At 62.5% G+C, this 24,295-nt stretch carries 25 protein-coding genes; 13 read left to right on the forward strand and 12 right to left on the reverse strand.

What is annotated here, in order from left to right; all coding sequences use genetic code 11:
* Positions 1–158 precede the first annotated feature (158 nt).
* Together cysT and cysW are read left to right on the forward strand one after the other, a co-directional pair.
* On the forward strand, positions 159–1,010 hold the full coding sequence (cysT, locus tag ACT6QH_RS10705) for a sulfate ABC transporter permease subunit CysT (RefSeq protein WP_444975142.1): 852 nt from the start codon (positions 159–161) through the stop codon (positions 1,008–1,010).
* A 21-nt stretch (positions 1,011–1,031) separates the two neighbouring features.
* Positions 1,032–1,922: a sulfate ABC transporter permease subunit CysW gene (gene cysW, locus ACT6QH_RS10710; protein WP_444975143.1), complete on the forward strand. Its 891-nt coding sequence runs from the start codon at positions 1,032–1,034 to the stop codon at positions 1,920–1,922.
* Between the two features lie 419 nt (positions 1,923–2,341).
* On the opposite strand, the gene ACT6QH_RS10715 is transcribed toward cysW, so the two are convergent.
* From ACT6QH_RS10715 to ACT6QH_RS10730, 4 genes are all read right to left on the reverse strand, one after another.
* Entirely contained in the window at positions 2,342–2,686 is a 345-nt protein-coding gene (locus tag ACT6QH_RS10715; RefSeq protein ID WP_444974818.1) for a lipopolysaccharide assembly protein LapA domain-containing protein, read from the reverse strand.
* A gap of 5 nt (positions 2,687–2,691) precedes the next feature.
* Positions 2,692–2,976 (reverse strand): integration host factor subunit beta, encoded by a 285-nt coding sequence (gene ihfB, locus ACT6QH_RS10720; protein ID WP_444974819.1) that lies wholly within the window; start codon positions 2,974–2,976, stop codon positions 2,692–2,694.
* 119 nt (positions 2,977–3,095) lie between these two features.
* Positions 3,096–4,067 (reverse strand): signal peptide peptidase SppA, encoded by a 972-nt coding sequence (sppA, locus tag ACT6QH_RS10725; protein WP_444974820.1) that lies wholly within the window; start codon positions 4,065–4,067, stop codon positions 3,096–3,098.
* A 112-nt stretch (positions 4,068–4,179) separates the two neighbouring features.
* A complete protein-coding gene (locus ACT6QH_RS10730; protein ID WP_444974821.1) occupies positions 4,180–4,623 on the reverse strand; it encodes an NUDIX domain-containing protein in 444 nt (147 codons plus the stop codon).
* 125 nt (positions 4,624–4,748) lie between these two features.
* On the opposite strand from ACT6QH_RS10730, the gene ACT6QH_RS10735 reads away from it, so the two are divergent.
* Both ACT6QH_RS10735 and ACT6QH_RS10740 read left to right on the forward strand, forming a co-directional pair.
* On the forward strand, positions 4,749–5,039 hold the full coding sequence (locus ACT6QH_RS10735) for a YggT family protein (protein ID WP_444974822.1): 291 nt from the start codon (positions 4,749–4,751) through the stop codon (positions 5,037–5,039).
* Positions 5,029–5,418 carry a DUF167 family protein gene (locus tag ACT6QH_RS10740; RefSeq protein WP_444974823.1) on the forward strand — a complete coding sequence of 130 codons (390 nt, stop codon included), beginning with the start codon at positions 5,029–5,031 and terminating at the stop codon, positions 5,416–5,418. The genes ACT6QH_RS10735 and ACT6QH_RS10740 overlap by 11 nt, the downstream gene beginning before the upstream one ends.
* Positions 5,419–5,479: 61 nt before the next feature.
* Here ACT6QH_RS10740 and ACT6QH_RS10745 read toward each other — a convergent pair whose 3' ends face one another.
* Positions 5,480–5,911 carry a hypothetical protein gene (locus tag ACT6QH_RS10745; RefSeq protein ID WP_444974824.1) on the reverse strand — a complete coding sequence of 144 codons (432 nt, stop codon included), beginning with the start codon at positions 5,909–5,911 and terminating at the stop codon, positions 5,480–5,482.
* Between the two features lie 313 nt (positions 5,912–6,224).
* Between ACT6QH_RS10745 and ACT6QH_RS10750 the strand changes: the two genes are divergently transcribed.
* Both ACT6QH_RS10750 and ACT6QH_RS10755 read left to right on the forward strand, forming a co-directional pair.
* A complete protein-coding gene (locus ACT6QH_RS10750) occupies positions 6,225–6,779 on the forward strand; it encodes a type 1 periplasmic-binding domain-containing protein (protein ID WP_444974825.1) in 555 nt (184 codons plus the stop codon).
* A gap of 226 nt (positions 6,780–7,005) precedes the next feature.
* Positions 7,006–8,454: an MFS transporter gene (locus ACT6QH_RS10755; RefSeq protein WP_444974826.1), complete on the forward strand. Its 1,449-nt coding sequence runs from the start codon at positions 7,006–7,008 to the stop codon at positions 8,452–8,454.
* Between the two features lie 13 nt (positions 8,455–8,467).
* Here the strand turns inward: ACT6QH_RS10755 and ACT6QH_RS10760 are convergent, their stop codons facing one another.
* From ACT6QH_RS10760 to ACT6QH_RS10775, 4 genes are all read right to left on the reverse strand, one after another.
* Positions 8,468–9,226 carry an RlmE family RNA methyltransferase gene (locus ACT6QH_RS10760; RefSeq protein ID WP_444974827.1) on the reverse strand — a complete coding sequence of 253 codons (759 nt, stop codon included), beginning with the start codon at positions 9,224–9,226 and terminating at the stop codon, positions 8,468–8,470.
* Positions 9,223–10,740 carry a Ppx/GppA phosphatase family protein gene (locus ACT6QH_RS10765; RefSeq protein WP_444974828.1) on the reverse strand — a complete coding sequence of 506 codons (1,518 nt, stop codon included), beginning with the start codon at positions 10,738–10,740 and terminating at the stop codon, positions 9,223–9,225. The genes ACT6QH_RS10760 and ACT6QH_RS10765 overlap by 4 nt, the downstream gene beginning before the upstream one ends.
* A 233-nt stretch (positions 10,741–10,973) precedes the next feature.
* Entirely contained in the window at positions 10,974–11,714 is a 741-nt protein-coding gene (locus ACT6QH_RS10770) for a transaldolase (RefSeq protein WP_444974829.1), read from the reverse strand.
* Positions 11,715–11,844: 130 nt separating this feature from the next.
* Positions 11,845–14,172: a TonB-dependent receptor gene (locus ACT6QH_RS10775; protein WP_444974830.1), complete on the reverse strand. Its 2,328-nt coding sequence runs from the start codon at positions 14,170–14,172 to the stop codon at positions 11,845–11,847.
* 332 nt (positions 14,173–14,504) lie between these two features.
* Here ACT6QH_RS10775 and ACT6QH_RS10780 point away from each other — a divergent pair, with 332 nt between their 5' ends.
* Positions 14,505–14,885 carry a hypothetical protein gene (locus ACT6QH_RS10780; RefSeq protein ID WP_444974831.1) on the forward strand — a complete coding sequence of 127 codons (381 nt, stop codon included), beginning with the start codon at positions 14,505–14,507 and terminating at the stop codon, positions 14,883–14,885.
* Positions 14,886–15,101: 216 nt separating this feature from the next.
* On the opposite strand, the gene ilvC is transcribed toward ACT6QH_RS10780, so the two are convergent.
* The 3 genes from ilvC to ACT6QH_RS10795 form a co-directional block, all read right to left on the reverse strand.
* Positions 15,102–16,121: a ketol-acid reductoisomerase gene (gene ilvC / locus ACT6QH_RS10785; protein ID WP_444975144.1), complete on the reverse strand. Its 1,020-nt coding sequence runs from the start codon at positions 16,119–16,121 to the stop codon at positions 15,102–15,104.
* Positions 16,122–16,299: 178 nt separating this feature from the next.
* Positions 16,300–16,815, reverse strand: a complete 516-nt coding sequence (gene ilvN, locus ACT6QH_RS10790; protein WP_444974832.1) for an acetolactate synthase small subunit — start codon at positions 16,813–16,815, stop codon at positions 16,300–16,302.
* 143 nt (positions 16,816–16,958) lie between these two features.
* The gene (locus ACT6QH_RS10795) at positions 16,959–18,734 is read right to left on the reverse strand and encodes an acetolactate synthase 3 large subunit (protein ID WP_444974833.1); all 1,776 of its coding nucleotides are present in this window, start codon (positions 18,732–18,734) and stop codon (positions 16,959–16,961) included.
* A gap of 563 nt (positions 18,735–19,297) precedes the next feature.
* On the opposite strand from ACT6QH_RS10795, the gene ACT6QH_RS10800 reads away from it, so the two are divergent.
* The 6 genes from ACT6QH_RS10800 to ACT6QH_RS10825 all read left to right on the forward strand — a co-directional run bounded on the left by ACT6QH_RS10800 (position 19,298) and on the right by ACT6QH_RS10825 (position 24,294).
* Positions 19,298–19,792, forward strand: coding sequence for a hypothetical protein (locus tag ACT6QH_RS10800; RefSeq protein WP_444974834.1), 495 nt, complete (start codon positions 19,298–19,300; stop codon positions 19,790–19,792).
* 31 nt (positions 19,793–19,823) lie between these two features.
* Positions 19,824–20,768, forward strand: coding sequence for a 4-hydroxybenzoate octaprenyltransferase (gene ubiA, locus ACT6QH_RS10805; RefSeq protein ID WP_444974835.1), 945 nt, complete (start codon positions 19,824–19,826; stop codon positions 20,766–20,768).
* A gap of 291 nt (positions 20,769–21,059) precedes the next feature.
* On the forward strand, positions 21,060–21,893 hold the full coding sequence (locus ACT6QH_RS10810; protein ID WP_444974836.1) for a 3'(2'),5'-bisphosphate nucleotidase CysQ: 834 nt from the start codon (positions 21,060–21,062) through the stop codon (positions 21,891–21,893).
* Positions 21,894–21,915: 22 nt separating this feature from the next.
* Complete coding sequence (locus ACT6QH_RS10815; protein WP_444974837.1) at positions 21,916–22,164, forward strand: DUF4170 domain-containing protein; 249 nt, start codon at positions 21,916–21,918, stop codon at positions 22,162–22,164.
* Between the two features lie 121 nt (positions 22,165–22,285).
* Positions 22,286–23,002, forward strand: coding sequence for a lysophospholipid acyltransferase family protein (locus ACT6QH_RS10820; RefSeq protein ID WP_444974838.1), 717 nt, complete (start codon positions 22,286–22,288; stop codon positions 23,000–23,002).
* Complete coding sequence (locus ACT6QH_RS10825; protein ID WP_444974839.1) at positions 22,999–24,294, forward strand: 3-deoxy-D-manno-octulosonic acid transferase; 1,296 nt, start codon at positions 22,999–23,001, stop codon at positions 24,292–24,294. The genes ACT6QH_RS10820 and ACT6QH_RS10825 overlap by 4 nt, the downstream gene beginning before the upstream one ends.
* The last annotated feature ends 1 nt before the right edge of the window (position 24,295 follow it).

A 24,295-nucleotide genomic window follows, 5' to 3' on the forward strand; every position in this document is an offset into this window, starting at 1 on the left:
ATAAGGGCTTCTCGCTGTGTCTCAGGCTTTCCTGAAAGTTCCCAGTTCTGCCCATGCCCCGTACATGCACCGCCCCTGCCTTTCATGCTCCCTCCGCCCCCTCCTGCCGGCAGAAGCCTGCCGCCATGAGTGGCACACATACGCGCATGGATGAGAAGATGGGCCCGGCTCCGCGCGGTCGGTCGGGCCGGCGGCATGTTCTGCCCGGCTTCCGCCTGTCTCTGGGGCTGACACTGCTCTATCTTGGCATCATCGTGCTGCTGCCCATTGCGGCCCTGCTGCTGAAATCCGCCGATGTGGGACTGGTGCGCTATTTCGAGATCATCACCTCTCCGCGCACACTGGCAGCCTTCCGCGTCACCTTCAGCACGGCCGCTGTGGCCACGCTGTTCAACATGGCCTATGGGCTCGCCTTGGCCTGGGTGCTGGTGCGCTATGAGTTTCCCGGCAAACGCCTTCTGGATGGGTTGGTGGATGTGCCCTTCGCCCTGCCCACTGCGGTCGCCGGCCTCGCGCTGACAGCCCTGTTCGCCAAGAATGGCTGGTATGGCGCGCCACTCGCCCAGTGGGGCATCGAGGTGGCCTATGCCCCAGCCGGCATTGCCTGCGCCATGGCTTTCACCTCCATCCCCTTCATCGTGCGCACGGTGCAACCCGTGCTTGAGGATCTGGAGCCGGAGTTGGAGGAAGCCGCCGCCAGCCTTGGCGCTTCAGACCTCACCATCTTCCGCCGCGTGATCTTCCCGGCCCTGTTCCCGGCCTTTCTGGCTGGAGCCTCTCTGGCCTTTGCCCGTTCGCTCGGCGAATTCGGGGCCGTGGTCTTCATTGCCGGCAACCAGCCCTTCCGCACCGAGATCGTGGCCCTGCTCACCTATATCCGGCTGGAAGAATATGATTATGCCGCTGCGGCAGCCATTGCCGTGACCATGCTGGGCATCGCCTTCATCCTGCTGCTGGTGGTGAACCTCATTCAGGCGTGGCACCACCGCCGCTCTGGCCGGGAGGCCTGACCCATGGCGCATTCTTCACCTATGGCCCAGCCTTCCCCGCGAACCGGACACCAGGCCGGAAAACGCCTGCGTGTGGGTGACCAACCCGCCGCCCGCGCCATGATGCTTGGTCTTGTGATGCTGGTCACCGCGCTTGTTCTGCTGGCACCGCTTTCCGTCATCTTCGCGGAAGCTTTCCGGCAGGGCATTGGGGCCTATCTGGAGGCGCTCGCCCGGCCGGATACGCTGTACGCCACAGGACTCACCCTGTTTGTGGCGCTGCTGTGCGTGCCCATCAATGTGGCTTTCGGCATCGCCGCAGCCTGGACGGTGACGAAGTTCAGCTTCCCCGGTCGCAGCCTGCTGCTGGCCGTGGTTGAGTTGCCCTTCTCCATCTCCCCCATCGTGGCCGGCGTCGCCTATCTGTTCGTCTATGGCGCACAGGGGCTGCTCGGGCCGTTCCTGATGGAGCATGATATCAAGATCCTGTTCGCCATTCCGGCGATCGTGCTGGCCAGCCTTTTCGTGACAGCTCCTTTCGTCGTGCGCGAACTGGTGCCGCTGATGATGGCGCAGGGGCGCGATGCGGAAGAAGCTGCCGTGACGCTTGGGGCCAGTGGCTTTCAGGTACTGCGTTATGTCACGCTGCCCAATGTGAGCCTCGCCCTGCTCTATGGCGCGGCGCTGTGCAATGCACGGGTGATGGGCGAGTTCGGCGCGGTCTCCATCGTCTCCGGCAATATCCGGGGGCAGACCTCGACCCTGCCGTTACAGGTGGAGCTGCTCTATCAGGATAGCCAGGTCGTCGCCGCCTTTGCTGCCGCCACCCTTCTGGTGGGCGTGGCGTTGTTTACCCTGGTCGCGAAATTCCTCATCGAACGCGCACAGCACAAGCGTCAGGAGAGAGTGACGGTGGATACGCTGGACGGCTGATCCAGCACCCACCCTCAGCATCCGAGTGGCCCATCATGCAGAAAACCGCTCTGCGGAAACGAGGCGGATGGGCTTGCGGGCAACAAAATGAGAATCTTGAGCGAGCCAGCATGGAAGATGCTGATTTCGCCATTTGGGGGCAGGCACCCCCGGCCACATCAAGCCAGAGAAGAGGCGATGGGTACAGAAATAGCCCGTTGAAACATCAGCCCCATGAAAAGGCGGGTGATAACAGCACCCATCCGGCTCAGTGGCGGCACACCCAAACGCGCTCTCCACCAAACGCGCTCTCCATGAGAAGGCAGCGCTATTCATTTCCGGCACGCAAAAGGGCCAAGCCCCCTGACGCCACAGCCACAAAAAGAGCCGCGTTCAGAAGCGCAACTCTTTACAGTACGTCACTCAGGAAAAAGGCAATCTCAGCGCGGTGGCGTGGGCAGGGAAAGTGCAGCGACAGCCGCCGCATTGGCCTCGCGCTTTTCTTCAGCCTTGCGCACCTCTTCCTTGCGCGCTTCACGGCGGGCCTCGCGCGCTTCACGCCGATAACGGGACTGGCGCAGCCATGTCACCCCACCGCCCAGCACAACGCCGATGATGAGGGCCGCAAACACAACGGCGAACAACGGCACCTGCACCGCAAGCGAAGGGTCCGTGGCGGAGAAGGGGTCGAACGACACCGTCACCATCCGCCTGTTGGCCACGGCCAGCGCCAGAATGATGATGGACAGCGGCAGGCCGATGAGAATGGACAGAAAACGCGACACCAGTTTCACTTCCCGTCATTGAGACGCTCACGCATCTCCTTGCCCGTCTTGAAATAGGGCACGACCTTCTCTTCAACTTCAACCTGTTTGCCTGTGCGCGGATTACGCCCCACGCGGGCATCACGCTTCTTCACCGAAAAGGCACCGAAGCCACGCAACTCCACCCGGTCGCCCTTCTCCAGCGCGGAGACGATCTGTTCGAGGATGGCGTTGACGATGTTCTCCACATCCCTCTGGTAAAGATGGGGGTTAGCCTCCGCGATCTTCTGAACAAGTTCGGATTTGATCATGCTGGCCCCGCTCCTCTCACAAATGACCCTAAGGGTCTGAGGACATCTTCAAGTGAGGATGACTTGCACTGATATGATGACGTTTCCGCGCCGTTGACAATGACTTAAGACAAAAAAGATCACTTGTCCGCCTGAGGGTGCCAGAGGGCCAGAAGACCGTCAAGCTGGCTGCGTTCCAAAGCAGCCTTCGTGTGGCCACCCAGCATATCTCCCAGCTGAGGCAGCCCCACTGCGGAAAATGCGCCGCGTACGGCTGTGCTCATCCAGCCAAACTGGCTGTCGAACCGTTCCGTCCGCCAGGTCCGCACGCGCAGATCTTCTGAAACACCCTTGTTGGCGGCCAGCCAGGCGCGGGCGGTACGTTCATCGCCAATCTCGTCCACCAGCCGCAAGGCCAGCCCCTGATGGCCGGTGAAAACCCGCCCATCGGCGACAAATTCCAGTGCATCACCGGAAATATCACGCCGTTCTCCCACCAGATTGCGGAACCAGGCATAGCTGTCCTTCACCAGCGAATCGATCGCCTCACGCGCGCCCGGCGGCGTAATGGTGAAGGGGTTGGGCTCGGCCTTCAGCGGGGAGGATTTGATCTCTTCCACCGAGACGCCGACATTCTTCAACAGCTCGGTCACGTTGGGAAACTGGTAGAGCACCCCCACCGAGCCCACCAGGCCATTGCGACGGGCGACGATATGATCCGCCCCCAGCGCGGCGATATAAGCGCCCGAAGCCGCCATGCCTTCCACCACGGCCACCACCGGCTTTTTCTCCGCCAGACGGCGCAGCGCATCATAAAGCTGCTCAGAGCCGGTAATGGTGCCACCGGGGCTGTTAATGGAAAGAATGACAGCCTGTGCGTTGGATTCGCGGATGCGATCCAGCATTTCCACCCGCGCGCGATCATTGCGGATGAGGCCGCCAATCGGCACGCGGGCCACATGCTCCATGCGCGAGGGCAGAACCGTGCCTGAAAAGGACGCGACAGCCACGATCACTGCCGCGACCACAGCCAGCACCCCCAAAGCCCGCCAGAAGGTAAGCTTGCGCCGCAGCATACGGCGATCGACGATCTGGTCGGCATCAGGCGACATGGACGCGTTCCTCTCCCAAAACCGGGATCTCAGACGGAAACAGGTTGCAGGCAGATAAGCGGCACAGCCTCTGCTTGGCAAGTGCGCTGGTGAGCCTGCCCGCAAACACAGCCTACCACATCGGATCCGTCGAGAGGCCCTGTCGCCATTCGGCAAGACGACGGGCTGTGGCGGGTGTCACCCCTTCCGGCAAGGCGTCCAGCGGGAAGAACTCCGCCGCCCGGATTTCCAGATTGGGCTTCGGGCGCGGGCCAATCTTCACATGCGGGGCGTGGTAGCACACCACATGATCCCGCCCGGCCATGCGGGCATTGAAATAGACGCCAATCAGCCGCAACGGCCCGGTCACATCCACACCGGCTTCCTCGCGCAATTCCCGCCCGGCAGCCTGTTCGGCATTTTCACCCACATCCACACCACCGCCCGGCAAATGCCAGCCGCGCGTATAGCTGTGGCGCACCAGCAGGATGCGCCCGTCCTGATCCGTCACGATCACCCGCACGCCAAGGGTCAGGCCATGGCGGATGCGCCGCAGGAAAGACTGGAAAGGCACCATGAAAAGCCTCGCAAGGTGAAAGACGCATCAAATTGGGTAAGCTATGCCTTGTTCAAGCCCCTTTCCAAGGGTTATTGCCAAGGGCTATTGCTTGCCGCAAATCTTGCCCCGGGGATCTTGCCGATATGCGCGCGCTGCTGGATGTCGTTCTGGTTGTTCTGAATCTTTATGTGTGGCTGCTCATCGCGGCGGCCATCCTCTCCTGGCTGATGGCCTTCAATGTGGTGAACCCATACAACAAGTTCGTCAGCAATGTGGGAGAGTTCCTCTATCGCATCACGGAGCCGGTTCTGGCGCCGGTGCGCTCCATTCTGCCCAATCTGGGAGGGCTGGATCTCTCGCCTATGGCGGTGATCCTCATCATCTTCTTCCTTCAGCGGGTGATCTATCTCTACATCTACCCCAATGTGTTCTGAGAAGGCGGGCTTCTGCCGCCCCACGGCAACCGGGCTGGAGCTTTTCGTGCGCGCAACGCCAAAGGGCGGACGCGACGCGCTGGATGGCGTGGTGACGCTTTCAGACGGGCGGGATGTGCTGAAGGTTCGGGTGCGCGCCGCACCGGAAGATGGCGCGGCCACGGCTGCCGTAGGCAAGGTGCTGGCGCAGGCGACAGGTGTTCCGCCCTCCCGTGTGGTGCTGACAGCCGGTGCGACCGCCCGGCTGAAGACCTTTCACATCGAAGGAGACAGCGCCGCACTGGCGCAGGCCCTGGATGCCACCCTTGCCGGGAATGCGGGCAAAGGCGGCAAAGGTAACAAGGCCGGCGCAAAAGCGCGCAAAAAAGCCGGTTCATGAACTGGCGCAGAGCCGGAGCGGAAGCCGAACAGCCCCGCTCCGCCGCACTGCAAAGCGCAGCTCAGTCTGCCGGATCTTCGCAGCTATAGCCAACGAAACAGTGCGGATCATCCGGCGTTGCTGTCCAGGCTGGCTTCAGAACCTGCTCCTGTTTGCAGAAGCTTTGCTCCCGCACGAAGCGCATGTCATAGCCATCCGGCACGGTCACCAGCGCCTCACCCTGATTTTTCACCAGGGCGGAAAGTTCACCACAGCGATGCGCCACAGCGGGAATCGCCGTGGCCGGCGGGGGCACGTGATCGCCAATATCGGTGGTGTCATCCGGCACCGGCACATCCCCGGCGTCCAGATCCGCCGGCGGGGCGAGATCATCATTCATGGCCTGCGCCAGTGCAGATGTGGAAAACTGCGGCAGCATCAGCCCCATCGGCAGGGCCAATGCGCCAGCCAGCATCGCAAGCCTTATTGTCTGAGCCGGTACAATTCTTTTCATGGCTTTCCGCATTCCGTCATCTTCCATGCGAATCCTGCCGATAATGCAGCCTCGCAACTCCTTTACAACTATTGCAACGCAGCAATGAAAAGATGGCAAACGGACCTGCCCCAAGGGCCGAATACAGCCCCTGTGACACGCGACGGTTAAGCACGTCGTGCAAAAACCCGCAGATATGTGCAGTTCGCTTTGAAATTAAGCAACAAGACGGTAAAAGAAGTATGAGTATGTGGTTCTGCTCAGGTGTCGGAAGGCGCGTGTCAAAAGCAGAATCGCTGTGATTTTTGTTCCCCGAAGAGGGTGGAGTTGCGTGATGGCGAATCCGCGCGTGTATGTTTATCAGTTCGCCACCGGGGCCCAGTGGGCTGCTGGTGACAGCGTGGAGACCTATCTCCGCCGGTTGATGGATGTGGATTTTACCCAGTCGCTGCGGGCTGATCGCCTCGCCGCGCTGACGGGCTTTCTGGATGAAGCCTTCCAGCTGGCCCATTCCCTCGGCTGGATCGGCACCTCGCGCGAATCTCCGCAGATGTTCTCCTTCCCCGGCATGCCTGTGGATGAGGAAATCTACATGATCGCCTGGGAGCAGGAAGACGGCGTTGCCTATATCGCCTCGCCCTTCCCCCTGCCGTGGCTGGACGCCAAGGCCTCCCGCACCACGGATTCCAGCCGCGCCGTTCCCGTGGAAGAGGGCCTGCCCCCCGCCACGCCGGTGAACCGCCCCCAGCCGCTGGAAGTGGCCCCCGCCGCCAGCCGGGAAGACAATCGCGACCCTTTCACGGATTTCATGCGCCGTGACGACGCCACGCGCATGACCCGTGAACCGGGTGCCATTTCCGAAGAGGAAAGCGGCCGTCGGTTCTTCTGAGGCGTCCAGAGCAGATACAGGCCTACAGCCTGCAAGCGGAATGCGCGCCCTGTGGCGCGCATTTTCATTTTGCCCGCACCTTTTCCACCTCTCAGGCGCAGGCCGGCCTTGCATTCCCGCATCTTCATTCTCGCGGCAAATACACCTAAAGCACCTTGGCCGGGTGAGCTGCCGTTCCCGGCATGGCGACACAGCCCATATGATCCGGCCCAGACAGGATGCCCCGGTGCCCCGTCTTCTTCTGCCCCCGCATATTCTCATTCCGCTGATCGTGGCGTGCGCCCTGTTCATGGAGCAGGTCGATGCAACGGTGCTTTCCACCGCCTTGCCCGCCATCGCCGCAGATCTGAATGAAGACCCGGTGGCCCTGAAACTGGCACTGACCTCCTATCTTCTCTCCCTGGCCGTGTTCATTCCCGCCAGCGGCTGGGCCGCGGACAGGTTTGGGGCGCGCACCATATTTCGCGCGGCCATTGTGGTGTTCACGCTGGGCTCCGTTCTGTGCGGGCTCTCCACCTCTCTGCTGGATTTTGTGCTCTATCGCATCATTCAGGGCATGGGCGGAGCCATGATGGTGCCGGTGGGGCGGCTCGTCATCCTGCGGGCGGTGCCGAAATCCGAACTGGTGTCCGCGCTGGCCTGGCTCACCATTCCCGCCCTGCTGGGGCCCGTGTTCGGCCCGCCTCTGGGGGGCTTCATCACCACCTATTTTGACTGGCGCTTCATCTTCTTCATCAATGTGCCCATCGGGCTTCTGGGTGTGGTTCTGGCCTCCCGCTTTATCGAGAATATCCGGGAGGAGAATCCGCCGCCGCTGGATCTGCGCGGCCTCATCCTCTCCGGCATCGGGCTGGCCGGGCTGGTGTTCGGCTTTGCCGTTTTGGGCCAGCCCTTCGTGCCACTGTGGGTGGCTATCACCTCAGCTGGCGTGGGGGCGGCGGCGCTGGGGCTTTATGTGCGCCATGCGCATGTGACGCCCCATGCCATTCTGGATCTGAAGCTGCTGCGCTACCCCACATTCCGCGCCGGCGTTGTGGGCGGCGCCCTGTTTCGCATCGGCGTGGGGGCAACCCCGTTCCTGCTGCCACTGATGCTGCAACTCTCCTTCGGCCTCTCCGCCTTCGCCTCCGGGCTGCTGACCTTCGCCTCCGCAGCTGGCGCCATTGTAATGAAGGTGACTGCGGCCCCCATTCTGCGCACACTGGGCTACAAGCCCGTGCTGGTGGTGAACGCCCTTCTGGCCGCGGGCTTTCTGGCCGTCAACGCCGCTTTCACCCCCTTTACGCCGCACTGGCTCATCCTCACCCTTCTGCTGGTGGGCGGTTTCCTGCGCTCTCTGCAATTCACCGCGCTGAATGCGCTGAGTTATGAAGAGGTGCAGCCACAGGAAATGAGCCACGCCACATCTTTTGCCAGCGTCATGCAGCAGGTCTCGCTTTCCATGGGGGTGGCCCTTGCCGGGCTGGTTCTGGAAATCATGCGCGGCGGGCGAGGAGAAACGGCCGTTTCACAGGCCGATTTCATCGTCGCCTTTCTGGTGGTCGCCGCAGTCGGAGCCAGTAGCTTTTTCTTCTTTATCCGCCTGCCGGCCAATGCCGGAGCTCAGCTGAATGGACGCAAGCCCAAATCGGCTCCCGCTCACAAGAGCCCCCACGAAGCTGCGGCGGAAGGCTGACGGGGCGAACTGGTCACCCCTCCTGCGTGTCGTCTTCAGGCGTCTTCTGCCGGCCCCGGAACCCGGTCGCCAACACATAAAGCTCTGCCGAATCGGCCCGGCTGGCGGCCGGCTTCATATGCTTGACCACGGCAAAATCCCGCTTGAGATTGGCCAGCAACTCGCCTTCCGTTCCGCCCTGAAAGACCTTGGCCAGAAAGCTGCCGCCGGGCGCCAGCACCTGCCGGGCGAAATCCACCGCCATTTCCACCAGCGCGACAATGCGCAGATGGTCTGTCTTCTTGTGGCCGGTGGTGTTGGCCGCCATGTCCGACATGACGAAATCCGCAGGCCCGTTCATCATCGCCATCAGCCGCTCGGGGGCATCGGGCTCCAGAAAGTCCATCTGCGCGAACAGCACGCCGGGAATGGGCTCAATTTCCAGAAGATCAATGGCCACCACACGCCCATGGCCTTCCGCGAGCCCGATCTTCTTGGCCGCCACCTGGCACCACCCGCCGGGGGCCGCACCCAGATCGAGAACCCGCATGCCGCGCTTCAGCAGATGGGCTTTTTCGTCCATCTCCAGCAGCTTGTAAGCCGCGCGGGAACGCCAGCCATCCCGCTTCGCCTTGGCGACATAGGGATCATTCAACTGGCGCTGCAACCATTTCTGCGATGAGGTAGAGCGTTTGCGCGCGTTTTTCACACGCACTTTCAAGGGGCGGCTATCCTTGCTGCCCTTGCCCCCTTCGGGGTTGCCACGCCCCGGTGTCCGACCCGGCGTGCTCATGCGCGCGCTCCCTGCCCTGCTGTCTGCCCGCCAGAGGGGGCGGAAGAGCCGCCCTTGCCTGCCGAGCCACCCTTGCCTGTACCATCGCCCCGGAAAGCAGCCGGTTTTGCACCTGCCGCCGCTGGGCCCTTGCCATTCCAGCCCGGCCCCTGTCCGCCAAAGGCCGGCTTATCCTGAACGCTCTTGTGCGGGGCCGCCTTGTTTTCAGCACCCGCAGCAACATCACGGGGCCGGGCATCCCTGCCGGCAGAACCATGGGCGGGCTTGCCGGAGCCATTGGCCGCAGCCCGGCTTTGCCCCGAATTATGCCCCACACGCGTGGCCTGTCCATGCGGTTCGGCCCTTGCGGCTTCCTTGTCCCGGCGTTGCCCGGACGGGGCATTGCCATTCATCCGCCCCCGCCGCCAGGCCCCGTCAGCCCGCATCAATTGCACCAGCATACCTTCGCGCAGGCCCCTGTCGGCCACGCGCAGACGCTCCGCTGGAAAGACAGCACGAATGGCTTCCATGATGGCGCAACCCGCCAGCACCAGATCCGCCCGCTGCGCCCCGATGCAGGGATTGGAAACCCGCTCGTCAAACGACATATCCATCAACTGGCCCACGACGCCTTCCACATCATGGGTGCGCAGCCATGCGCCATCCACCCGCATGCGGTCATAGCGCTCCAGCCCCAGATGGATGCCAGCCACCGTGGTGACGGTGCCAGACGTGCCGAGAAGATGGATGCGATCACACCGGCGCACGCCCCAGCTTTCACGTACACCTTCCAGCATGGTGCGCACTTCACGCACCATGGAGCGGAAAATATCCCGCGAAACCCGGTTGCCGCCATAACGCTCGGAAAGAGACACCACCCCCACCGGCAGCGAAACCCAGGAACGGACACGGGCGCGCGGCGGGCCATCATCCCCGGCCCCGCGCCGGCCCAGCCACACCACCTCGGTGGAACCACCGCCAATATCGAACAACACCGCGCCTTCGCTGTGCGGGTCCACCAGCGGGGCGCAGCCCGCAGCAGCCAGCCCGGCTTCGGTGCGCCGGTCCACCACCTCCAGAACAAGGCCGGTATTTTCACGCACACGGGAGCAGAATTCATCGCCATTGCCGGCCGAGCGACACGCTTCCGTCGCGATGATGCGTGCCCGCGTCACTCCCCGCAGCGACATCTTGCTGGCGCAGACATCCAGCGCAGCCGTGGCGCGGTTCATGGCGTCCTCACCGAGCTTTCCTGTCGAGGTGAGGCCTTCTCCCAAACGTACGATACGCGAAAAGGCATCCACCACGCGAAACCCGCGGGAGGTGGGGCGCGCCACCAGCAGGCGGCAATTGTTTGTACCCAGATCTATGGCAGCATAAACAGGGCAGGCATTGGCCTGCGCGGAAAAGGCGGGCCTGCTGCGCCGCCCTTTTGGTCGTGTCGGCCCGCGCTCCGCTTCGGCGGCATCCCGCCCGGTTTGCGCAGGGCGCGACGGCTCCGGGTCCGGCTGGGGCCCGTGCGCCTCGTCCCTCATCTGCATCCCCTCGCCGCAAGGCGAATCACGCGCTCAAACCTGTTGCGAGTGTCACGAACAGGCTGCGCCTTGAGGAGAAGTCTAACAGGCTCCCGCAGGGGTGCAATGCCGCATCTTCACCTTCCGCGCGGAAGCTTTGGGCAACTGCCTCAAAAGGCTGTGCCAAGCCATTTATCAGGTGGCCGGGCCCGTGCCCGGCCACCTGATAACATCATGAAACAGGAATACCGCTCTCAGCTGCGCGCAGCGGTCTCCAGCGTGAGGCCGGCGGCGATTGCATCGGCGCGGAAAGCCTTCACTGCATCCAGAGACAACTCCGCCGCCGTGCGTGAACCCAGCGCGGGCAGCTTCTTCAGCACATCAGCCGGTGCGGTGATGATGTGGCAGCCCATGCGGTCAGCCTCGATCACATTCCACACCTCACGGGTGGAGGCCCAGATGACTTCGACATTGTCTGTCGCGCGGGAGAGCTCCACTGCACGCGTCACGGCCGGCACATAATCAATGCCGGTATCGGCCAGACGGCCCGCGAACACCGAGATGCAGGAGGGCGCGCCACCGGCCAGCGCCTTCACGCCCTCTTCCACCTGCGCCACATCGAAAATGGCGGTGAGGTTCACCCGCACCCCATCCTGCACCAGCTCACGCACCAGCCCATAGAGCGTCTCGCCTTTGGTATTGGTGACGGGCAGCTTCACATGCACATTCTCGCCCCAGGTGGCGATGATGCGGGCCTGGGCGCGCATCTCGTCAATCTCGTCGGAGAACACCTCGAAGGAGATGTGCCTGTCGGGCACGGCAGCCACGAGATCACGGGCATAGGCCTCATAATCGGAGACGCCGGCCTTGCGCAGCAAAGAAGGGTTGGTGGTGAAACCGGCAATATGGCCATGGGCCGCCATTTCCACGATCTGCGCCTTGTCGGCGCCATCGGTGAACAGCTTCACATTCAGATCTTCGAGCTTCACGGACACGGCGAACCCTCTCCCCACATATGATTTGCCAGCACGCTACAATAATGCGGGGCAGATGTCGCGCCCGTTACAACCAGAGAGGCAACGGGCGCGATCTCAGGGTTCTCCACAGCTGTGATGCAGAGCCCGTTCAGAAAGTGACCTTGGCGAAGCCGCGGATATTGCGGCCCGGCAGCAGGACTTCCGCACTCTTGAAGGAGGCCGAGTTGCGGATATCCTCATTCAGCAGGTTGGAGCCGGTCACCCCCACCAGAAGCTGGACGGGATTGGCCCCCGCCATACCGAGATCGCGCCGGTAGGTGATTTCCGCATTCAGCAGATTGTAACCGGGCGTCTCATCTTCATAAATGGCCACTTCATCCTGCGCGAAGGCGTGCAGCAGGTTCAGCCGGGCCGCCCATGTGCCATCGCCCCAATACACCCCGCCTCCCAGACGATGCGGCGGCATGCGCGGCACATAGGAGCCATCGGCGAAGGTGGCGTGCACGAAATCATACTGGCCTTCCACGCCGAAAATACCGCCGGCCATCTCCGCCACATCATATTGCGCCTTGATCTCCACCCCATAGAAGGTGGCATCGCGCTGGGCATAGATGATCTGGTCGAACTCGCCTGCCGCGCCCCCGCAGGAGCCGAAGCTTTCATTACAGGTCACACCCGTGAGTTGCTTGTAGATGAAGCCGCTGAAGCGGGTGTAATAGGCGCTGGCGTCAAAGCGGAAATCCCCTTGCGCGCGGGACAGGCCAATCTCGAAACTGGCCGCGCCCTCCTTCTCCAGATCCGCATTGCCGATATCGAAGGTGCCCGTGGCATGGTGCGGCCCCTTGGAATACAGCTCCAGCGCGGAAGGCGCGCGCTCCACATATTGCGCGGACAGGCGCCCGCTCATACCCCAGGCCAGATCCTGCAACAGACCCACCGAAATATTCATGGGCGCGAAGCTGGCGCTGGCCGGCATGGTGGTGAGCTCATCCGGCGGCGGCAGATAATCGGCCGGAATATTGGCCGCCTCGCCGTGAATGTTCACCGCCTCGATGCGGGCGGCCGCCTGTAGGCGGGTGGAGGGTGTCAGCTCCACTTCCTCAAACAGATAGGCCGCAACATTGGAGGTGCGGGCCGGAGCAAGAAACTCACGGGCCTCGCCAAAGGTTTCAAGGTCATCATAGTTCACCTGCACGCCCAGCGCACCGCGGGCCACGCCGAAGGGCAGGCTGAACGGAACATGCTGAAATTCCAGCCGCCCTTCAAAGGCATGGCTGCGGAAGGTGCCGTGCACATATTCAAGCTGATCCAGCACATCCGAGCCATCCTCATGATCGTGATCGTCATGATCGTGCGCATGGTCCTCATCATGGTCATGGTCATGGTCATGGTCATGATCGTGATCGTGATCGTGATCGTGATCGTCTTCATGCTCATGGTCATGCATGTGGGGCAAGCCGCGCTCATCGTGCCGGTAACGCGACAAGCCGGCCCAGAAGCGGATGGTCTCAATGGGCCCGCTCTCAAGGTTGAACTCACCCTTGCTCAGCCATTTGAGTTGCTCCATCTCGATATTCGTCTTCAACTCAGCCTCTTCCCCACCGGGAATGCCATAATTAGAGGCGAAACGTTCAATGGCGCTGCCGATATAGCCACCGTCGAAATTATAGGTGAGGCCAAGGGCCTGCCCATTGCTGCGCACATAAGAATTGTCCTGCACGCCACCGGGAATGTCATAATCTTCCGCATCACGGCCGAACGCGTCAAAATGGAAGGCGAAGGCATCCTTGCGGGCATCCAGCCGCACCGCCCCTTCCAGCCCCGTATCCACCGTGGCACCGGAGCCTTCCACACTGATGCGATAGCCATTTTCCGTCAGCTCGGTGGGAATGCGGTTATTGATGGCATTCACCACACCACCAATGGCCTGCGAGCCGTAACGCAGCGTGGCCGGGCCACGAATAACCTCGATCTGCTGGGTGGAAAGCGGATCAATCGGCACCGCATGGTCTTCACCCAGAGTGGAGACATCCAGCGCATCAATGCCATCCTGCGCCATCTTCACACGGAAACTGTCGAGGCCACGAATGATGGGCCGGCTGGCTCCAGGCGCAAAGGTGCTGGAGGTGATGCCCGGCTGGGTGAAAAGCACATCACCCAGCGTATAGGTGGGGTTCAGCTCAATCTGGGTCTGGCCCACCACTGTCACCGGCACGAAGGCCCCGGTGACAAAGGCGAAGGAGCCCATGTTCCAGAAGGCTGCCGCGTTATCATCGCTGGAAACCGGGCTGGCTGAGGTCACCGTCAGCGCCGGCAGGGCAATGCTTTCCTGCCCGCCGGCATTTTGTTCTTCCGCACCCACCCCCGTGAGGGCGACGCCCTGCTGCTGCACCGCCTGAGCCCAGACAGGGGCACACAGGCTGGTTGCAGGCACAATGACCCCGAGAGACAGGCACAGGCGAAGGGTGGCAGACACGGCACGGCTCCTAATTGATACTTTATATCAATTAATCGAGAAGAATGCGCCGACGCAATATAAGATATATTATATCCTACAGCTCTTGCAGTACCCGTTGCAGAAAGGACACATTTCGTATCAACCGACTGCAAGATCGTGTGGAAATGGAGGTCTCGGCATCACGGGTACAAAGAGCGATGCGCCCCTGCCTCACAAAATTACCTCCCGGATTCAGCCTGCGTTTACCATGCTGGCAAGGCTCCTCTGGCTGACAACTTTCAGGAAACCCTCACGCGGGCACAGTGGCTCCACATTCAGGATTTCACCCAGTTTCGCCGAACGAGGGGCGCATGATCTCGACAGACATGGTGGAGCGCATGGCGCAGGCAATGCACAGCTTCTCGCAGAGCCGCTATCCCCTGCTGGAGCAGTGGGAGCAGCTCACGCCGGAGCGACGCGCCTATCAGCGCCAGATGGCGGCCCATGCGCTTCAGGCGCTGACCGCCCATGACATCATTGAAATCAGCTCGCACAATGCGCCGGAAATCGTGGCCCTGCCGGTGGAGCCCAACCCCTGGGCGCTGGCCGAGCTTCAGGAAGCCGCCATTTGCGACAATGGCACCGCCATGGATGCGCGCCGGCGCTACCATTCCTTCCTCGTCACGGCCTCCCTGCCTTTGGGCACACGCCATGCGCACGGTGAAGAGGCGGCTGCGGAAAGCGCCGTCTGATCTTTCCGAAGGCCAGCATCAATAGAATTTCAGAACGGGGCTTCGGCCCCGTTTTTTGTGCGCGCCCACACCCTGAAGACTCGTTTTTCACCGCCTGCTTGGTCGGGCCATAAAAAAGCGGGCGAAACGGGCCGGGCCTCAACCCCGCCTGTTTCACCCGCCAGAACCGGCCCCGCACGCAAGGCACGGGGCCAACCGGAACAACCCGGTTCAGACTCAGTTCTTGGACTTGTCGACCAGAGCCTTTTCCTTGATCCACGGCATCATGCCGCGCAGCTTCTCGCCCACGTCCTCAATCGGATGAGCGTTGTTGCGGGCGCGGGTCGCCTTGAAGGAGGCCTGGTTCACCTTGTTCTCCAGCATCCAGTTGCGGGCAAAGGTGCCAGACTGGATATCCTCGAGCACGCGCTTCATCTCGGCCTTGGTTTCCGAGGTGACGATGCGCGGGCCGGTGACATATTCACCATACTCGGCGGTGTTGGAGATGGAGTAGTTCATGTTGGCGATGCCGCCCTCATAGATGAGGTCGACGATCAGCTTCAGCTCGTGCAGGCACTCGAAATAGGCCATTTCGGGCGCATAGCCGGCTTCCACCAGCGTTTCGAAACCGGCGCGGATCAGTTCCACGGCGCCACCGCACAGCACTGCCTGCTCGCCGAACAGATCGGTCTCGCACTCTTCCTTGAAGGTGGTCTCGATGATGCCGGCGCGGCCGCCGCCAATGGCGGAGGCATAGGAGAGCGCCAGATCATGCGCATTGCCGGTGGCGTCCTGCGCGATGGCGATGAGGGTGGGCACACCGCCGCCACGCAGATATTCGGAGCGCACGGTGTGGCCGGGGCCCTTCGGGGCGGCCATCAGCACGTCGAGATCCTTGCGGGCCTCGATGAGGTTGAAGTGCACATTGAAGCCATGGGCGAAGAAAAGCGCAGCGCCTTCCTTCATGTTCTCGGCCAGGCTCTCATTGTAGATGTCGGCCTGCAACTCATCGGGGGTGAGCATCATCACCACGTCGGCCCACTTGGCGGCCTCGGCGGGGGTGAGCACCTTGAAACCTTCGGCCTCGGCCTTCTTGGCGGTGGCGGAACCGGGACGCAGCGCGATCACCACTTCCTTCACGCCGGAATCGCGCATGTTCAGCGCATGGGCGTGACCCTGGCTGCCATAGCCGATGACAGCGACTTTCTTCCCCTTGATGAGGTTCAGATCCGCGTCGCGGTCGTAATATACACGCATCATAATCTCCTGATGGACGTCATCTCGAAACGTTATGTTTATGGGCGGGCCACCGCGCTGGCCTTTTGCACTGGATTCCAGCGAAAGTGAACCGCTTTCATACGCAAGTCATGAACTTTGGGCGTAGAAGAACCGAACTCTTCCACCCACCTGACATGATCCGCCTCACTGATCCGCCTCACATGGCCTCCGGCCCGCGGGAAATCGCCACCACGCCGGTGCGCGCCACTTCCACAAGGCCCAGCGGCTCCATGAGATAGGCGAACTGGTCGATCTTGTCGGACTTGCCAGTGATCTCGAACACGAAACTCTCGCGCGTGGCGTCAATCACGCGGGCGCGGAAGGCATCGGCAAGGCGCAGGGCCTCCACCCGGTTCTCGCCCACGCCGCGCACCTTCACCATGGCCAGCTCGCGATCAAGACAGGCGGCCTCCACCGTCAGATCCAGCACCCGATGCACTGGCACCAGCCGGTCCAGCTGATTGCGGATCTGCTCGATAACCATGGGCGTGCCGGTGGTGACGATGGTGATGCGCGACAGATGCACCTCCTGGCTCACCTCGGACACGGTCAGGCTGTCAATATTGTAGCCGCGGCCGGAGAACAGGCCGATGACGCGCGCCAGCACGCCGGGCTCATTGTCCACCAGCACCGAAAGGGTATGGCGTTCGATGGTCGCAGATTGCGTAGGCATGGAAAATCCTGAGGGGCAATCGGAAGGGAAGACCCGCCGGCCGGCCCCTGCCGGGGCGACAGACTGGCGGGCGGAGTGAGTTTGCAAGAAAAATGGGCGGCGCCTGCAACCGGAAGGCCCGGCCGAGGCCGCCCGCGCCGGCATCACACCAGCATCTTGCCCTCGTCGGTGATGGCGGTGTCGAGATCGACAGCCATATCGCCAAGGATCATTTCATTATGGGCGCGGCCCGACGGGATCATCGGGAAGCAGTTTTCCTGCTGGTCCACGATGCAATCGAAGATGACCGGGCGCTTCACATTGATCATCTCCTGGATCGCACCATCCAGATCCCCCGGCTTGTCACAGCGAATGCCGACGCCGCCAAAGGCTTCGGCCAGCTTCACGAAGTCCGGCAGGGCCTCGGAATAGGAGTGCGAATAGCGCCCGCCATGCAGCAGTTCCTGCCACTGGCGCACCATGCCCATATATTTGTTGTTCAGGATGAACACCTTCACCGGCAGGTTGAACTGCATGGCGGTGGACATTTCCTGCATATTCATCTGGATGGAGGCTTCACCGGCAATATCAACCACCAGCGCATCGGGATGCGCCTTCTGCGCGCCGATGGCTGCCGGCAGGCCATACCCCATGGTGCCGAGCCCGCCCGAGGTGAGCCAACGATTGGGCTCTTCGAAATGCATGAACTGGGCGGCCCACATCTGGTGCTGACCCACTTCGGTGGAGATGTAGACATCCTTCTCCTTCACCGCCTCATAGAGACGCTGAAGTGCATATTGCGGCTTGATGATCTCATCGGAAGGCCGATAGGCGAGGCAGTTGCGGGCCCGCCACAGATTGATCTGCGACCACCAGCTCTCCATCGCGGCGCTGTCCATGGAAAGCCCCTTCGCCTTCCATGCGGAAATCAGCCCCTCCAGCACCCGCGCGCAATCCCCGATAATCGGCAGATCCACCTTCACATTCTTGTTGATGGAGGACGGATCAATGTCGATGTGGATCTTCTTCGAGCCGGGCGAGAAGGCGTCCAGACGGCCGGTGATGCGATCATCAAAGCGTGCGCCAATGCACACCATCACATCGCAATCATGCATGGCCATATTGGCCTCATAGGTGCCGTGCATGCCCAGCATGCCCAGCCACTGCTTGCCGGAGGCCGGGAAAGCGCCAAGCCCCATGAGGGTGGAGGTGACGGGCACGCCGGTGATGCGGGCCAGCTCGCGCAGCAGCAGGCTGGCCTGCGGGCCGGAATTGATGACGCCGCCGCCCGTATAGAAGATAGGCTTCTTTGCCGAGGCGATCAGCTCGGCCGCAGCGGCCAGCTGATTATCCTCCGCCACCAGCTTGGGCCGGTAGGTCTTGTGCTGGATGTTCTCGCGGCCGACATAAGTGCCGGCAGCGAACTGCACATCCTTCGGAATATCGACGACGACCGGGCCGGGACGGCCATTCTGGGCCACATAGAATGCCTCATGCAGCACGCGCGCGAGGTCGTTCACGTCCCGCACCAGATAATTGTGCTTGGTGCATGGGCGGGTAATGCCCACCGTATCGCATTCCTGGAAGGCGTCGGAACCGATGAGCTGGGTGGCCACCTGCCCGGAGATGCAGACGATCGGGATGGAATCCAGCATGGCGTCGGCAAGGCCGGTCACGGCATTGGTCGCGCCGGGGCCGGAGGTAACGAGCACCACGCCCACCTTGCCGGAGGACCGGGCATAGCCTTCCGCCGCATGCACGGCCGCTTGCTCGTGGCGCACCAGAATGTGCTCCAGCGCATTGTGGCTGAACAGCGCATCATAGATGGGCAGCACCGCACCCCCCGGATAACCGAAGATGTGCTCGACGCCCTGATCGATGAAGGCCTGGATCACCATTTCAGCGCCGGACATCTCCTTGGTCGTCATCTCCTTGGTCATGGCCTTGCACTCCCGCGGCGCCCTTGCGCCGGACATATTCTGTTTCAAACCTTCAGGCCCTGCCCGGCCTGAAGACCTGTGGCGAAAGCCGCTCAGAAACGACGAAGGGGCCCGATGGGCCCCTCGTCACGCGCCACGTCAGTGTTCGTCACGGCCATCAGGCCGCACCGACAGTGGCGCCCTTACGTACGATAAGATTAATGAAATTGCGCCTCACAACGCAGCTCCTTCCAAAAGTTGCGCGAAAGCTAGCTGTGACGACGCGATCCGTCAAGCGCCTTCCACCCGCGCGAGGCGATCAAATCACGTTCCCGCATGGCTGAACAGCCCGGATGAAGCTGAAAAGAACAGAAAAAGCAGTCATGCTGGAACCATGGCGCCCCACACCCACCACCGGACCGGCCCAGAAGATGACGCGGTATCAGAAGATGACGCCGTTATGGGCTATATGCCCGCGCCTTCCTGCATCATTTCCTTGCTGCCCCAAGGTTGCCCCATCTGCCTGCTGTATATATCTGCATGTCATGCCCCTCGGGGCGATCAGAACAAGGCTGGGCTCCCACATGAGGAAACTGACTTGGGTGATGGCGGCTGCGTGCCTCTCCGGCGTGCTCTCCATCTCCACCGCATATGCCGACTGCCAGACCGACGCCATGTCGCTGAGGCAGGATCTGGAAGCCAAGGGCAAGGCGTTGCAGGCCGCGATGAAGGAAGGCGCACAGCCCGACCCGCGCGAGCTGTGTCCCCTGTTCCGCTCCTTCGCCACGGCGGAAGCCAAGTGGGCCAAGTTCCTCACTGAGAACAAGGAATGGTGCCAGATCCCGGATGAGGCCATCACCCAGGCCAACAAATCCCACAAGCAGACGCTCACCATGCGCAACCGCGTGTGTCAGGCCGCAGAGGCCGGCATGGGCGCTGGCGGACCGGCTCCGGCTCCGGCCCAGGGCTCCATCTCCAGCGCGCTTGGTATCACCACGGGCTACAACATCACGCCGGAAGTCAGCCGGCGGGGTGGCGTTTTCGATACATTGCAGGGCAATGCGCTGCTGAACAAATAGGCCGTGAATCGTGAATATGCGTGAAGGGGCCATGGACAGCACGGTTTCCGATGCCCCGCAGGGCAACTGGGTGGATCGCCACGCGCCCGCAGCGTTGCGCCCTTATCTGCGCGTCGCCCGGCTGGACCGCCCCATCGGCTCCTGGCTGTTGTTGCTGCCCTGCTGGTGGTCCACCGCACTGGCGGCCATGGCCGCAGGGCAGCCCTGGCCGGATGTGCGACTGCTGGTTCTGTTCGCCATTGGTGCCGTGGCCATGCGCGGGGCGGGCTGCACCTGGAATGACATTCTCGATCGCAAGATCGACCGGGCCGTCGCCCGCACCCGCAACAGGCCGGTGGCCAGCGGGGCGCTGAACGTGCCCATGGCCTTCGCGTTTCTGGCCCTGCAATGCGCCATTGGCCTTGCTGTACTGCTGAGCCTGCCCCGTTTCGCGGTGGTGACAGGGCTGGCTTCCATGGGCGTGGTGGCCATCTATCCGCTCATGAAGCGCATCACCTCCGTGCCCCAACTGGTGCTGGGCATTGCCTTTTCATGGGGTGCGCTGATGGGCTGGGCCTCTGTGTTCCACACCATCTCGGACCCCGCCCTGTTGCTGTTCGCCGGTTCCGTGGCATGGGTTTTCGCCTATGACACCATCTATGCGCACCAGGACAAGGAAGATGACGCAGTGGTGGGCGTGCGTTCCACGGCCCTGCTGTTCGGGCGCAAGACTCGCCTTGCCGTCGGGCTGTGCTACGCGCTGGTTGTAGTGCTGTTTACCCTCTCGATCCTCTCCGTCTCTCCCGGCCTGTTCGCCCTGCTGGGGCTGGCCGGTTTTGCACTGCATCTGCTCTGGCAGGTGCGCACGCTCGATATTGATGATGGGGACCGCTGTCTGGCCCTGTTCCGCTCCAACCGGGATGCCGGGCTGATTCTGTTTGCCGGGCTGGCGCTGGATTCGCTGGTGCCCACCCTGCTGCACTGGCTGTTGCCCTGAGCTGATGCCATACCCGGATGACACGCCCCCACCTCGCCTTTCCGGCCCGGAGGGGGCATTGTCCGCGCTGGCGGGGGTGCGAAATTTTGACGCAGGCATTTTGAGCATGCCCATACGTATCGGCATATCTCTCTCATCGCCCGGCGCTCAAGGCCCAAGAATATACGGGTTCCGCACAGGCCGTCGCACAGGCCCCGGCGGGCAGAACGGCCCCTCTTCCCTGCCACCCGCATTGCTCATCCGACGCAATGTGAATTGCCTTCCCCAGCGTCCGCTTCTACATGGCGTGGCATGACAGCCGAGACCACCAGCATGTCCCCCCAGAATGTGGGCATCTCCCCGGCGGACCAAAGCGTCGCACGCCAGCTCGCCGAGGCTGTTTCAGCCGCCGGTGCGCTGGCTCTCGACATGAATCGCGCCGGCATCAAATCCTGGACCAAGAATGACAGCTCCCCTGTCACCGAGGCCGATCTGGCGGTGGACCGCTTCCTGCGGGACGCCTTGAGCGCCATCGCGCCCGGCTGGGGCTGGCTTTCCGAAGAAACCGCAGACAATGCCGAGCGCCTCTCCGCCTCCCGCATCTGGGTGGTGGACCCGATTGACGGCACGCGCGGCTTCATGCGCGGTGCGCCGGATTGGGCTGTTTCCGCCGCTGTTGTGGAAAATGGTCGCCCGGTGATCGCGGCGCTGTTTGCGCCGGTGACAGGCGAGATGTTCACCGCCCTGCGTGGGCAGGGCGCATGGCGCAATGGCATGGCGCTCAAGGCCGGGGACCGCAATGCCCTGGCGGGCGCAACCGTTGCCGGCCCAAATGATGCACTGGATGCACTGGAACGCGCTGCGCCCATCACCCGTGTGCCCCGCGGCCATTCACTGGCCCTGCGGCTGGCGCGCGTCGCCACGGGAGAGGTGGATATCGCCCTCTCCCGCGCCAACAGCCATGATTGGGATCTGGCCGCCGCAGACCTGCTTGTTCAGGAAGCGCAAGGCCGATTAACCACCTATGATGATGCGCTGATCCGTTATAATGAAGTCGTGCCGCGTCACGCCCCGCTTGTCTGCGCCGGCCCGGCGCTGCACGGTCCGGCCCGGCATGCGGCCAGTGCCGTTTCCCCTTCCGTTTGAGCCCCCCAGCCAAGGCATCCCCATGACCGACACGTCCACCAAGCAGCTGCCCCACCTCGTCTTTGGCGGCGAACTCACCGATCTGGAAAACAACGAGTTCAAGGATCTCTCGAAGGTCGATATCGTTGGCATCTTCCCCAATTACGCCAGTGCTGTCGCCGCATGGCGGGCCAAATCCCAGCAGACGGTGGACAACGCCATGATGCGCTACTTTGTGGTACATCTGCACCGCTTGCTGGACCCGGAAACCGGGGAAGTGAAGGGCAACTGAGCTTCTTCCTCTTCAGAGGGCTTGATCGGGGCGCATCAACGGCTATTCATGTGCACACAGCGTGGCACCCGAAAGGGCCGCGCCCCGATGAAGGCGAGCATTCAGACATATGTGGCGGAGATTGAGGACCAACCGTGCCTTTCAGCTGGCAGCGGGAACGACGTTTGCTTACTATTTCAAGCTGGTGGCGAAGACCTCCCGCTTTGTTGTCGAGCCGGAAAATATTTTCGACACCATTGATGAGCAAATGCCTGTCATTCTGACCTTCTGGCATGGGCAGCATTTTCTGACACCCTTCGCCATGAAGCCGCACCACAAGGCCAAGGTGCTCATTTCCCGCCATGCCGATGCGCAGATCAACGCCATCGCCGCAGAAAAGCTGGGCGTGGGCACCATTCGCGGTTCCGGCTCCACCTCGAACCGCGATTTTCACCGCAAGGGCGGCGTCTCTGCGACATATGAAATGCTGAACACGCTCGCGGAAGGCGTGAATGTCGCCATGACGGCGGATGTGCCCAAAATCGCCCGTCGCGTTGGCCTTGGTGTCGTCACCGTGGCCCGCTATTCAGGGCGTCCGATTATTCCGGTCGCCATGGCAACCCGCAATCGCATCACCCTGAACAGCTGGGATCGCGCCAGCCTCAACCTGCCCTTCGGGCGGGGTGCGGCTGTAGTGGGCGAACCCATCTTCGTGGCCCGCGATGTGGACGATGCCGGGCTTCAGGCCGCGCGCGATCAGGTGCAGGCCAGCCTTGAGGCTGTCACGGCCCGCGCAGAGGCCCTTGCCTGTGGCGAAGCCACCACCCTTCCCCGCACCTCGGGACTTCCCAAAGGATGAAAGCGCCCGCCCTGCCCCTCACCCTGCGCCTGTATCGTGGCGCCAGCACTGTCGCCTCACTTCTGGCCCCGGCCTGGCTCGGCTATCGCATCCGCAAGGGCAAGGAAAACCCCGCCCGTATTGGAGAGAGGCGTGGCCTCGCCAGTGAAAACCGGCCTGAAGGCCCTCTGGTGTGGGTCCATGGGGCCAGTGTGGGTGAAGTGAACTGCGTGCTGCCTCTGGTGGGGGAGTTGCGGGCGCGCGGCTATGCCGTGCTGCTGACCTCCGGCACGCTCACCTCCAGCCGGGTGGCCGAACGGCGCGCGCCGGAAGGGGTCATTCACCAGTTCTGCCCGCTGGACGCCGCCGGTTTTGTCTCCCGTTTCCTGAAGCACTGGTCCCCGGATCTCGTGCTCCTGGCCGAATCAGAGTTATGGCCCAATCTGCTCACCGAGCTGAACCGCCGCAAAACCCCGGTTGTACTGGTGAACGGGCGGCTCTCGCCTCGCAGCACCCGGCGCTGGAAGCGCATGCCCAAAAGCGCCCGCGCCCTGCTCAGCCGCATTGATCTGTGCCTCGCCCAGAGTGAGGATGATGGCGCCCGCTTCCGAATGCTGGGCACCGAGCGGGTGGATGTCTCCGGCAATCTCAAATTCGATGTACCCCCGCCGGGCGCGGCCCCCGATGCCCTGGAAGAACTGCGCGCCGCCATTGATGAGCGCCCCCTTCTTCTGGCGGCCTCCACCCATCCCGGCGAGGATGAAATGGTGATCGCGGCCCATGCCCGCCTGCGCGCGCAGGTGCCGAACCTTCTCACCATCATCGCCCCGCGCCACCCCGAGCGCGGGCCGGATATTGTGGATCTCGGGCGCACAGCCGGTTTCGCCACCCTGCGCAGGACGGAATCCGGTCTGCCCACTCAGAATACCGAGCTTTATGTGGCCGATACGATTGGCGAGCTGGGGCTGTTCTACCGTCTGGCTCCAGTGTCCTTCATTGGCGGCTCGCTGGTGGCCCGCGGAGGGCAGAACCCGATTGAAGCCCTGAAACTCGGAACGGTTGTGCTGCACGGGCCGCACACCTATAATTTCCAGGATATTTACGGTCGCCTTGATGCTCACAATGGCGCAGTGATGGTGGAAGACGCTCCGGCCCTGGCCGAAGCCGCCCACAAGCTGCTTGAAGATTCCAGCCTGCGAGGGCAAAGGGGCTCTGCCGCAACGGAGATACTGGATAGCATGAGTGGCGCCCTAGACCGCACCTTGCGGGCCATTGAGCCCTATCTCCTTCATATTCGCCTACAGCATCATTGAC

Source organism: Haloleucobacter albus (assembly GCF_052492075.1).

Bases quoted from the DNA above. Each gene is read 5' to 3' on its own strand.
- cysT (WP_444975142.1), top strand. From the start codon at position 159: ATGGGCCCGGCTCCGCGCGGTCGGTCGGGCCGGCGGCATGTTCTGCCC.
- cysW (WP_444975143.1), top strand. From the start codon at position 1,032: ATGGCCCAGCCTTCCCCGCGAACCGGACACCAGGCCGGAAAACGCCTG.
- ihfB (WP_444974819.1), bottom strand. From the start codon at position 2,976: ATGATCAAATCCGAACTTGTTCAGAAGATCGCGGAGGCTAACCCCCAT.
- sppA (WP_444974820.1), bottom strand. From the start codon at position 4,067: ATGTCGCCTGATGCCGACCAGATCGTCGATCGCCGTATGCTGCGGCGC.
- ACT6QH_RS10730 (WP_444974821.1), bottom strand. From the start codon at position 4,623: ATGGTGCCTTTCCAGTCTTTCCTGCGGCGCATCCGCCATGGCCTGACC.
- ACT6QH_RS10735 (WP_444974822.1), top strand. From the start codon at position 4,749: ATGCGCGCGCTGCTGGATGTCGTTCTGGTTGTTCTGAATCTTTATGTG.
- ACT6QH_RS10740 (WP_444974823.1), top strand. From the start codon at position 5,029: ATGTGTTCTGAGAAGGCGGGCTTCTGCCGCCCCACGGCAACCGGGCTG.
- ACT6QH_RS10745 (WP_444974824.1), bottom strand. From the start codon at position 5,911: ATGAAAAGAATTGTACCGGCTCAGACAATAAGGCTTGCGATGCTGGCT.
- ACT6QH_RS10750 (WP_444974825.1), top strand. From the start codon at position 6,225: ATGGCGAATCCGCGCGTGTATGTTTATCAGTTCGCCACCGGGGCCCAG.
- ACT6QH_RS10760 (WP_444974827.1), bottom strand. From the start codon at position 9,226: ATGAGCACGCCGGGTCGGACACCGGGGCGTGGCAACCCCGAAGGGGGC.
- ACT6QH_RS10765 (WP_444974828.1), bottom strand. From the start codon at position 10,740: ATGAGGGACGAGGCGCACGGGCCCCAGCCGGACCCGGAGCCGTCGCGC.
- ACT6QH_RS10780 (WP_444974831.1), top strand. From the start codon at position 14,505: ATGATCTCGACAGACATGGTGGAGCGCATGGCGCAGGCAATGCACAGC.
- ilvC (WP_444975144.1), bottom strand. From the start codon at position 16,121: ATGCGTGTATATTACGACCGCGACGCGGATCTGAACCTCATCAAGGGG.
- ilvN (WP_444974832.1), bottom strand. From the start codon at position 16,815: ATGCCTACGCAATCTGCGACCATCGAACGCCATACCCTTTCGGTGCTG.
- ACT6QH_RS10795 (WP_444974833.1), bottom strand. From the start codon at position 18,734: ATGACCAAGGAGATGACGACCAAGGAGATGTCCGGCGCTGAAATGGTG.
- ACT6QH_RS10800 (WP_444974834.1), top strand. From the start codon at position 19,298: ATGAGGAAACTGACTTGGGTGATGGCGGCTGCGTGCCTCTCCGGCGTG.
- ubiA (WP_444974835.1), top strand. From the start codon at position 19,824: ATGGACAGCACGGTTTCCGATGCCCCGCAGGGCAACTGGGTGGATCGC.
- ACT6QH_RS10810 (WP_444974836.1), top strand. From the start codon at position 21,060: ATGACAGCCGAGACCACCAGCATGTCCCCCCAGAATGTGGGCATCTCC.
- ACT6QH_RS10815 (WP_444974837.1), top strand. From the start codon at position 21,916: ATGACCGACACGTCCACCAAGCAGCTGCCCCACCTCGTCTTTGGCGGC.
- ACT6QH_RS10825 (WP_444974839.1), top strand. From the start codon at position 22,999: ATGAAAGCGCCCGCCCTGCCCCTCACCCTGCGCCTGTATCGTGGCGCC.